Here is a 10,324-nt window from a genome sequence, read left to right as displayed (position 1 = left end):
GCTCAGCGCTTTCCCTAAGACCATCAAAACCCAATGAGTCGTGTACTGTGGAATCCGCTTCAGCGCGACGCGCTTTAGGCTTGGAAAGCGCTCTATTCCGCTGCTTTCGGGAAGGCCTCCGCCGGCCCCGCGCCGGCCTCGCCGGCCGGCTCGTCGGTCGAGACCTGGCCCTTGCCGCGCCGGAACAGGCGGCTGAGCCAGTGGCGCCGCTGGCCGGGCTTCACCTTGGCGCGTGTGAACACCATCAGCATCGAGGGCGTCACCACCAAGGTCAGCAGCGTGGCGAAGGACAGGCCAAAGACGATCGCCGAGGACAGCGAAATCCACCATTGCGTCGACGGCGCGTTGATCGTCGTCTCGTGATGAAAGATTTCGAGCCCGAGGCCGAAGGCGATCGGCAGCACGCCGAGGATGGCCGACACCGCCGTCAGCACCACCGGACGGGCGCGCTCGCGGCAGGTCTGCAGTACCGCGTCCATCTTGTCCCAGCCTTCCTCGCGCAGCCGGTCATAGGTGTCGATGAGCACGATGTTGTTGTTCACCACCACGCCGGCGAGCGCGATGACGCCGATGCCCGACATGACGATGCCGAAGGCCTCGCCTGTCAGAAGCAATCCGAGGAACACGCCGATCGTCGCCATGACCACGCAGGACAGCACCAGCCACACGCTGGTGAACTTGTTGAACTGCGCAAGCAGCACCAGGAAGATCAGGAAGATCGCGGCACCAAAGGCCTTGCCGAGGAAGGCGCTGGCCTCCGCGCTGTCCTCGTTGGAACCGGCGAGCTTCCAGCGGATGCCGCTGCCGAGATTCATGTCGGTAACGGCCTTGGTCACCTGCTCCTGCACTGCCGCGACCTGCGCGCCGGCGCTGACATTGGCCTGCACCACCACGGTGCGTGCGCCGTCGATGCGGTTCAGGATGCCGACGGTCGGCTCTGGCTTGCGCACGACGAAGTTAGAGATCGGCACCGACCCTTGCGAGGTCTGCACGCGGAGTTCGTCGAGCGTCGACAGCGTGCGCCGGTCCTCGGGCAAGCGGAGCCGGATGTCGACGGCGTCGTCGGCGCCGGCCGGCCTATATTCCGACAGCTTGAGGCCGTTGGTCACCAGTTGCACGACCGTGCCGACCGAAGTCGGGCTGATGCCGTATTGCGCCGCCTTGGCGCGGTCGACCTCGATCGCCCAGTCGACGCCGGGCGGCGGCAGGCCGTCCGAAATGTCGATGACGTTGGGGATCTTGGCGATGCGTGCCGCGACCGCGCGCGCCTTGTCGTCGAGCCCCGCCGGGTCGACGGCCGACAGCCTGATCTGGATCGGCTTGCCCGTCGGCGGGCCGGCTTCCGGCACGCGCACTTCGACATCGACGCCGGGAATGCCGGCCATGACGCCGCGCAGGTCGTCGAGGATCTGGTTGGCGGACTTGCGCTCGCGCCAGTCGACGAATTCGTACTGGATGACGCCGACCACGTCTTCCGGGATGTCCTGGCCGCCGCCCTGCGTCTTGCCGACACGCGTATAGACCGACTTCACGCCGGGCCAGCCGAGCAGGCGGTTCTCCGCCGTCTTCGTCGCCGCGTCCATTTCGGCCAGCGAAAGATTGCCGCGGGCATGCACATAGAGCAGGCCGTAGTCCGGCTCGACGCTGGGGAAGAACTCGACGCCGGCGCCATATTTCGAATAGGCGAAGCCGACGCCGACCAGAAGTCCGACGGTAAGCAGGATGACAGTGACCGGGAAGCGCACCGCCTGCTTGACCACGGCCATGTACCAGCCGTCGCGGTTGCCCTCCTCGTGATGCTCAGGCGCCTTGGCGAAGATCGCGCCCAAAGTCGGTGCGAAGACCAGCGCGTAGAGCATCGAGGCCGACAGCGTCACGATCAGCGTGATCGGCATGTACTTCATGAAGTCGCCGATGATGCCCGGCCAGAACAGCAGCGGCGAGAAGGCGGCGATGCGCGTCATCGTCGCCGCGATGACCGGGCCGGCCATGCGCTTGGCGGCCAGCGCGAAGGCGTCCGCCTTCGGCATGCCCTCGCTCATGCGCCGTTCGGCGAATTCTGTGACGATGATGGCGTCGTCGACCAGCATGCCGACCGCCAGGATCAGGCTGAACAGCACGATCATGTTGATCGTGTAGCCCATCATGGCGAGCAGCAGGATGCCCATCAGGAAGGACGACGGGATGGCTAGGCCGATGAGCAGCGAGGCTCGCCCCGACAGCGCGTAGAGGATGACGATGAAGACCAGGATGACGGCGATCATCACATGGTTCTGCAGGTCGCCCAGCAGCTGGTTGACGAAGACCGACTTGTCCTGCGTGTAGGTGACATGCATGCCCTCGGGCATCGTCTTGATGAAATTGTCCGACACTTCCCTGACATGGGTCAGCGTGTCGATCAGATTGGCGCCGATGCGCTTCTTCACCTCGATGGCGATGGCCGGCCTGCCATCGAGGCGCGTCACCGTTTCGGCATCCTTGAAGGTCGAGCGGATCGTCGCGATGTCTTTTGCCTGCACAACCGCATTGGGCGTCGCGACAACCGGCAGGTTGGCGACATCCTCCGGCGTCTCGATCAGCGACGGCACCTTGACCGCGTATTTGCCTTCCGAGCCTTCGAGATTGCCGGCGGCAACCAGGCTGTTGGAGGAGGCGACACCCTGGATCACCTGGTCGAGCTGCAGCCCGTAGGAAGAGAGCTTCACCGGGTCGATGACGACCTCGACCAGATCGTCGCGCGCGCCTTGTATAGTGCCCTCAAGAACGCCCGGCACTTCCTCGATGCGGTCGCGCAGTTCTCGCGCCGACGCCGTCAGCACACGCTCGGGCACATCGCCGGACAGCGTCACAACCAGGACCGGAAACTCGGAGATGTTGACCTCGGTAACAACCGGTTCTTCTGCCGCCTGGGGCAGGTCAGCCTTCGCGTCCTGAACCTTCGAACGTGTATCAGTCACCGCGGTGTCGACTTTTATAGACGGCAGAAACTCAAGGAAGACAAAGGCGCCGCCCTGATAGGCGGATGATTTCATCTCCTTTAAGCCTTTGAGACTCTTGAGCTTTGCCTCCAGAGGCCTGAGCAGAAGTCTTTCCGCGTCTTCGGGCGCAATGCCTTGATAGGCGACATTTATGTAAACATAAGGGGTGGGAACATCGGGTTCCGCTTCCTTCGGCGTCGCTTGGTAGGCGACCCAGCCGGCGACCAGCAGGAACATCAACGCAGATATTGTGAGCCGGGCATTGTGGATTGCGAGTCTGACGATATCCATGACTTGAGCCTGCTGTTTTCGGGAGCTGCGATGCTGGCCGCGCCGGGCAAGGCCGGCGGCGGCCGTCGCGCTACTGCGTGCCGGCGGTGGCTTCACTGATCAGCTTGTTGATGGTCGCCTGGTCGGCCTCGACCGGCTTCACCGGGTCGCCTTCCTTCACCAGTTCCTGGCCGGCGACGATGATGCGCGCATCCTGCGGGATGCCGCCCAGCACCAGGCCGTGCGGCGTGTCGTCGACGAGATCGATCGGGAAGAACGCCACCTTGTCGTCCTTGCCGACGGCGCGGATGCCGAGGTCGCCCTTGTCGCCCAGCGTCACCACCGAGCGTGGCAGCATGACCGCATTGGTCGGCTCGGCGCTGAGCGTGATCTCGGCCGTCATGCCGGCGGGGATCGAACCGTCGCCATTGGGGATCGCCACCTCGACGCGGAAGGTACGGGTCTGCGCCGAGGCATCGCGGCTGATGTAGCGCACGGTGCCGGTGACCTTCTGGTCGTTGACCAGGCGCACGTCGGCCTCGTCGCCGATCTTGACGTAGCGCAGGTCGCGCTCGCTGATCTCGCCGCGCGCGATCACCGGATCGAGCTTCAGGATCGTCGCCACCTCGCCGCCCTGCATCACCGAGCTGCCTAGCTCCACCGGGATGCGGTCGATGACGCCGTCGAACGGCGCCTTGACCTCGTTGCGGTCGAGCTCCGCCTGCGCGGTGTCGAGCTGCGATTGCGCAAGCGTCAGGTTGGAGCGGGCGGTGTCGAGCTGCAGCTTGGGCAGGTTGCCGGTCTTGGCCAGCCGCTCGGCGGCATCGAGCTCGGCCTTGCGCTGCACCAGCAACTGCTTGGCGTTGTCGACATTGGAGATCTTCTCCTCGGCTGCGAGCATCAGCACGAGGTCGCCGGTCTTGACGTGATCGCCCTGCTTGACCGGCAGCTTTTCGATGACGCCATTGACGCGGGTTGCAAGAACCGCGCGCTTGTCGGCCTCGGTCAGCCCGGAAACGCGGATGGCGCGCGCGAAGGTCTTGCGCGGCGGCGTCACCACCGCGACGGTGCGCGGCGCAGCCTTGGGCTCGGCTTGCGCCTCGTTCGGCTTGGTGATGTCCGGCTTCCCGGCTTCAGGCTGCGCCGGCTTGCCGGCGTCAGCCTGCTTGTTGGCGGTAACCGACTTGTCGGCGGCGCTGCCGACGGAGGAAAACTCGCCCGTCCCCATCCAGGCCGCGAATCCGATGAGCACGACAATGGCTGCAAGCTTGTGAAACCTGATTTTCGGCATCGTCATTTTTCCGTTGCAGGACCTGGCGAGGTCGGCGCTTCCGACTTCGGGCGCGCGGCCGATATGGGTGCGCGCGGGGCCCAGTTCAATTTGCCGTGAACGGCGAAGCGCCGCTTCTACCTGAAAGTTGCGGCGCAATATAGCCGGAAAAGTTGCGGGAACGTTGCGGCGTGGAACGCTGTGCCTCGACAAATATCGGCTTTTCTGCCAGCCGGCTGCCGCTTTTGCAGGCGCGCCGACAGGTTTCCCCAAGGTTACTGGCAGCAGCCGTCAGCATGATGCGAAAAATCTTCCGCATGCAGCGACAGTCGCCCGGCTGGAGCGCAGTCACGCCCGCCATTCCCGGCTGAAGCTGTCAAGTGATGAGATTCAGCAGCCAGAAGAGACGCTCGAAGGTCTTGCCATAGGGCGGGCGCAGCAGGCCACCGGCGCTGAGCTTCGACTGGATGAAGATCGGCTTTTCCTTGCTGAAGGTGCGGAACCCCCATTCGCCGTGATAGGCGCCGGTGCCGCTCTCGCCGACGCCGCCGAAGGGCTGCCGCTCCTGCACCAAATGCAGCATGCAATCATTGACCGTGACGCCGCCGGCCACGGTTTCCCGCATGACCCTCTGGCGATTGGCGCTGTCGCTGCCGAACCAGTAGAGCGCCAGCGGACGCTCGCCCCGGTTCACATGCTCGATGGCCTCGTCCACCGTGCCATATTCGACGATCGGCAGCACCGGCCCGAAGATCTCCTCGCGCATCAGCCGCAGATTCTCGCCGGCATTGCGCACCAGCACGGGCGCCATCTTGCGGTCGGTGACGCCGAGCTTCTCGTTCGCGGGATTGATCTCGGTGATGTCGGCGCCGCTGTCGCGCGCCTCGGCGACCATGTCACCCAGCCGTCGGTGATGCCGCTCGCTGACGATCGCCGTATAGTCGCGATTGTCGCCAAGGCGCGGATAGAGCTTTGCGATTGCCGCGGCGAACTTGGCCGCGATCGCCGCGCCCTGGCCTTGCGGGACCATCAGATAGTCCGGCGCGATGCAGGTCTGGCCGGCGTTGAGCAGCTTGCCATAGGCGACGCTGGCGACCGCCGCGTCGAGATCGCAGGAGGGATCGAAGATCGCCGGCGACTTGCCGCCGAGCTCGAGCGTCACCGGCGTCAGATTGGCGGCGGCGGCGAGCGCAACCTGGCGGCCGACGGCCGTCGAGCCCGTGAACAGCAGGTGATCGAACGGCAGGGACACGAATGCCTTGCCGACCTCCGCGTCGCCGACCATCACGCTGAGCTCGTCGGCGGCGAAATATTTTTCGACCAGGCTGGCAAGCAGGTCCGAAAACGTCGGCGTCAGCTCCGACGGCTTGACCATAACGCGGTTGCCGGCAGCGAGTGCCGCGGTCGCCGGCGCAACGGCGAGCTGGAACGGATAGTTCCAGGGCGAGACGATGCCGACGACGCCGAGCGGTTGCGGCAAGAGGCGGTTGCGTCCGGGCAGAAACGGCAGGCTGGTGGCGACGCGCCGCTCGCGCATCCAGGCGCCGAGATGCGACAGCGCATGCCTGATGCCGGCGCGCACGACGAACAGCTCGGCAAGCCGCGTTTCCTCAGCCGAGCGTGCCGAAAAATCGCTGTCGATCGCAGCACATATCTCGGCTTCATGCTTTTCGGTGAGCGCCAGAAGGCGGTTCAGCCGGTCCTTGCGCGCCGCCAGCGTCGGGAACGGCTCCTTCTCGGAGGCCCTGCACTGCGCTTCAAACCTGACCCCGAGAGCGTTCCGTCCGGTCTGCAGCATCGCTTACCTCCCCTTTACGTTCAGGTAAGTTACATCGGCCAAGCAACCGAATCCAGCATTTGCCTCGATCCAAGCGATCCGGATATCCCGTTTGGCACCCGTCATCGACATAGGAAAGCCACCGGTCCGCAAACCGCCCTTTTCGCCGTTCATGCATGAATTGGCGTGCAAACGGTCCTTGGCGGCGGTGGGCGGCTCGCGACAGAACCGCAAGATCGGTCGAGCGCCTCATGTCCGCGCGGCTTAGCTGATGCTGCCACGGAGAATGGAACGATGAAGGCGGCAGTTCAAAACCACCATGTCCGGATGCAGAGGGTGCTGAATCACATAGACCGGCATCTGGACGACGATCTGGACCTGGACGCGCTGAGCGGTGTCGCGGCCTACTCGAAATATCATTTCCACCGGCAGTTCACGGCGACCTTCGGGCTGTCCGTGCATCGCTATGTCCAGCTCGCCCGCATGAAGCGCGCTTCATGCCGGCTGGGCTGCGCGGATGCCGAAAGCGTCACCGATATAGCGATGGATGCCGGTTACGACGCACCGGATGCCTTCGCCCGCGCCTTCCGGCAACGGTGCGGGCAATCGCCCTCGTCGTTCCGGAGATCTCCCGACTGGGGTTCGTGGCTGATGGCCTTCGGGCCTCTCGACAACGCGAGGAGAAAGCTGATGCAGATAATCTTTACACCGGAAGACGTGATGATCCGCGACGTGTCGCCCACCCCGGTGGCGATCATGGAACATCGCGGGGATCGGGCGACGCTCGGCGATACCATCCAGCGGTTCATCGCCTGGCGCAAGGCAGCCGGCCTGTCACCCGAAACGAGCCCGACCTTCAACGTCTTTCGGTCCGAAAGATGTCCCGCTGTCGCGGCCGATTACAGCATGGATATTTGTGTCGGCACCGACCGGCCGATCGACGCGGGCGACGAGCAGATGAAGGCTGGCGTGATCCCCGGCGGACGCTGCGCCGTGCTGCGCTACCCCGGCAACACCAACAATCTGGAGCCGGCCGCGCTTTATCTTTATCGCGACTGGCTTCCGGCCAGCGGCGAGGAAGCACGCGACTTCCCGATCTATTGCCAGCGGCGGCTGTCCTTTCTTCCGGAGATGTCGGTGCCCGAGATCGTCACTGAACTCTTTTTGCCTCTAAAATAGCGCGGCGGGAAAGCGGCCTTTCTCTTCCGTTCGAAGGAACGGGCCGCCATCCAACCAATCTCGGCTTTATGAGCTCACGACCTGGGCAATCAGGCGCGGCGCCGCGCGGATTCCGGCTTGATGCGCGCGGCGAGGAATTCCTTGACGCGACGGCCCGGCGCCGGGCCGCGCAGCGGCTTGAACCCGTCGTCGAGCTCGCCCGACAGATCGAGCGTGGCCCGCTGGCCGACGGCGTCGTAATTTTCTTCCAGCCAGTCGCTGGCGGCGCTGCGGCCAAGGTCGCGCAGATAGGCGATGAAAGCCCATTCGGCATTGACCTTGGATGAGGCAGACAGGTCCTTGAAGGCCTCGTCGGCATCGATGCGGTGCATGCGGATGTCGCGATATTCGCCATGCGGCAGGCGCCCGGCCGCGATCAGTTCCTTGACGAAGGCGATCGAGCGGAATTCGCGCAGTAGCCCGGCGTTGAAGGTGATCTCGTCGATGCGGTTCTGGATCTCGTTGGCGCTCTTCGGCGTGCCTTCGCGCACCACAGGATTGATCTGCACCAGGAGCACGTCCTCGGTCGCCGCCGTCTTGAAGAACGGATAGAGCGCCGGATTGCCGCCATAGCCGCCATCCCAATAGGGCACGCCCTTGATCTCGACCGCCTGGAACAGCTGCGGCAGGCAGGCCGAGGCCATCACCGTGTCGAGGTCGATCTCGCCGTCGGAGAAAACGCGCAGTTGCCCAGTCTCGACATTGGTCGCCGAGATGAACAGTTCCATCGACTTGCAGACGCGCACGTTGTCGAAATCGATCTCCTTTTCGACCACATCGCGCAGCGGGTTGAGGCCGAGCGGATTGGCGACATAGGGCGAGAACACCCGCGACATCGTGTCGAAGAAGACATAGCCGGGCGTGTTCTCGATCGACCAGTTGCCCCAGACCACGTCCCAGGGCATGCGCTGCACCGGGCTGAAACGGCCCTTCGAGGCAACCGCCCGCCAGAAATCGTCGAGCTTCTTTCGCGCGCCTTCCACGCCGCCCCGGACAAACCCGTCGGCCAGCGCCACCGCGTTCATGGCGCCGGCGCTGGTGCCGGACACCGCCGCGATCTCCAGCCGCCCATCTTCCAGCAGCCGGTCGAGCACGCCCCAGGAAAAGGCGCCGTGTGAGCCGCCGCCCTGGAGGGCAATGTTGATCTTCTTCTTTTCCTCCGCCTTGCCGTTCTTCGCCATGGCGTTCCTTGTCTCGATGCGCCGGCCTACCGCCGCGTCATTTCGACGGAGCCGGTGCAGTCAGCCTATGTTGCAGTGCAGCATATAAGGGCGGACCAAGGCAAGAACACGAACACACAAGCGTGATCATGGATTTTCCTCGCCCCACGAAGTTGGCTACAGCATGCTGTGACTGGCGTGACTGATCAGACCTGAGGCTTGATTGCCACGTGGTTCCCCCAATCCGTCGCTGCTTCGCAGCGCCACCTTTCCCCCCTCCGGAGGGAAAGGAAGGGAGCGTTGCTGGACGAGCATTGACGGCAAAAAGCTTGGCGCCTTTCCTCTACCCCGTCGATCGGGGGAGAGGTGGCTCGGCGAAGCCGAGACGGAGTGGGGGTCGATCAGCGCTACATTAGCCAATGCATGCGCCAAGCTGCCATACACGCTATCGCCAAAGGCCAGCCGCTTGGAAATGTGTGCATGCCGTAGACGAAGTGGGGCGAGGAACTACCCTCAGGCGACGAGATCCGGCACCGGCCCGACATAGCGCGACTGCGGCCGGATCAGCCGTCCGGTCGCCTGCTGTTCGCGGGCGTGGGCGATCCAGCCGGCGACGCGGCCGGCGGCAAAGACGTTGGAGAATGCCTCTTCCGGGAAGCCTACCGCTTCCAAAAGAAGCGCGGTGTAGAATTCGACATTGGTCTGGATCGAGCGTTGCGGCTTGGCGATGCGAAGCACTTCGAGCGCCGCCTGCTCCACCGTCTCGGCGAAGGCCAGCCGGCTGCCGGTCTCGTTGCGGGAACCGAGCTGCCGCACGACGGCCTTCAGCGCGTCGGCGCGCGGATCGCGCACACGATAAATGCGGTGGCCGAAACCCATGATGCGCCGGCCATGCGCGATCTCGTTGCGCAGCCATGCCGTGGCGTCGCCGCTCGCCTCGATGGCGTCCAGCATCTCGATCACCGGCCCGGGCGCGCCGCCATGCAGCGGCCCTTTCAGCGCGCCGAGACCGGCCAGGATCGCCGAGGTCAGGCCGGCCTGCGTCGAGGCCACCACGCGGGTCGCGAAGGTCGATGCATTGAGGCCGTGGTCGCAGACCGTCACCAGATAGCTGTCCAGCGCCTTGGCAAGCGCCGGCGAGGCGGTGCCGGCAAGCATCCGCAGCATGTCGCCGGCATGATCGGCATTTTCGTCGGGAGCGATCGGCGTCTCGCCCCGGCCGAGGCGCAGCAGCGCCGGCGTCAGCACCGCCGGTGCCGCGATCAGCCGCAGCGCGTCGGCAAGCCCGTCACCGTCCGGCAGGACGGCCATGCCGGCCCGCATGCCGCTATAGACATCGAGCGGCGCCAGCTGCGCAAGCATCGGTTTCACACGATCAAATACTTCCACCCGCGCCTTGCCGATCGCCTTCGCCATTTCGGCATCGCTGGGAAGGTCGTCGAAGAAGCCGTCGAACAACAGCCGGACCACCTGCGCGTAGCGCCAGCGGCCGGCGAGCTCCATCAGCGAATGACCGCGGATGGTGAGGTGCCCGCCTACACCGTCGACATCGGAAAGCACCGTGTCGGCCGCCACAACATCATCGAGCCCATTCGCCATGATCGTCTCCTTGACCTTTTGTGCATTGCAATTAATGCTGCGCAATCAATGC

At 64.6% G+C, this 10,324-nt stretch carries 7 protein-coding genes; 1 reads left to right on the top strand and 6 read right to left on the bottom strand.

Annotation, left to right across the window (positions count from 1 at the left end; all coding sequences use genetic code 11):
- Positions 1-92: 92 nt before the first annotated feature.
- The 4 genes from FJ424_RS22080 to FJ424_RS22065 all read right to left on the bottom strand — a co-directional run bounded on the left by FJ424_RS22080 (position 93) and on the right by FJ424_RS22065 (position 6,316).
- Positions 93-3,269 (bottom strand): efflux RND transporter permease subunit, encoded by a 3,177-nt coding sequence (locus tag FJ424_RS22080; protein WP_140655014.1) that lies wholly within the window; start codon positions 3,267-3,269, stop codon positions 93-95.
- A gap of 70 nt (positions 3,270-3,339) precedes the next feature.
- Complete coding sequence (locus FJ424_RS22075) at positions 3,340-4,539, bottom strand: efflux RND transporter periplasmic adaptor subunit (RefSeq protein WP_140655011.1); 1,200 nt, start codon at positions 4,537-4,539, stop codon at positions 3,340-3,342.
- Positions 4,540-4,624: 85 nt separating this feature from the next.
- The gene (locus tag FJ424_RS22070) at positions 4,625-4,837 is read right to left on the bottom strand and encodes a hypothetical protein (protein ID WP_140655009.1); all 213 of its coding nucleotides are present in this window, start codon (positions 4,835-4,837) and stop codon (positions 4,625-4,627) included.
- Positions 4,838-4,894: 57 nt separating this feature from the next.
- Positions 4,895-6,316: a coniferyl aldehyde dehydrogenase gene (locus FJ424_RS22065; RefSeq protein WP_140655006.1), complete on the bottom strand. Its 1,422-nt coding sequence runs from the start codon at positions 6,314-6,316 to the stop codon at positions 4,895-4,897.
- Between the two features lie 273 nt (positions 6,317-6,589).
- Between FJ424_RS22065 and FJ424_RS22060 the strand changes: the two genes are divergently transcribed.
- Complete coding sequence (locus FJ424_RS22060; protein ID WP_140655003.1) at positions 6,590-7,474, top strand: AraC family transcriptional regulator; 885 nt, start codon at positions 6,590-6,592, stop codon at positions 7,472-7,474.
- A gap of 89 nt (positions 7,475-7,563) precedes the next feature.
- Here FJ424_RS22060 and FJ424_RS22055 read toward each other — a convergent pair whose 3' ends face one another.
- Positions 7,564-8,694, bottom strand: a complete 1,131-nt coding sequence (locus tag FJ424_RS22055; protein WP_140655000.1) for a patatin-like phospholipase family protein — start codon at positions 8,692-8,694, stop codon at positions 7,564-7,566.
- A 492-nt stretch (positions 8,695-9,186) separates the two neighbouring features.
- Positions 9,187-10,272, bottom strand: coding sequence for a citrate synthase/methylcitrate synthase (locus FJ424_RS22050; protein WP_140654997.1), 1,086 nt, complete (start codon positions 10,270-10,272; stop codon positions 9,187-9,189).
- Positions 10,273-10,324 lie beyond the last annotated feature (52 nt).

Source organism: Mesorhizobium sp. B3-1-8 (assembly GCF_006439495.1).
GTDB lineage: Bacteria > Pseudomonadota > Alphaproteobacteria > Rhizobiales > Rhizobiaceae > Mesorhizobium.
The sequence above is the reverse complement of the archived record's forward strand: the minus strand, read 5'-3'. Positions and strand labels throughout refer to the sequence as shown.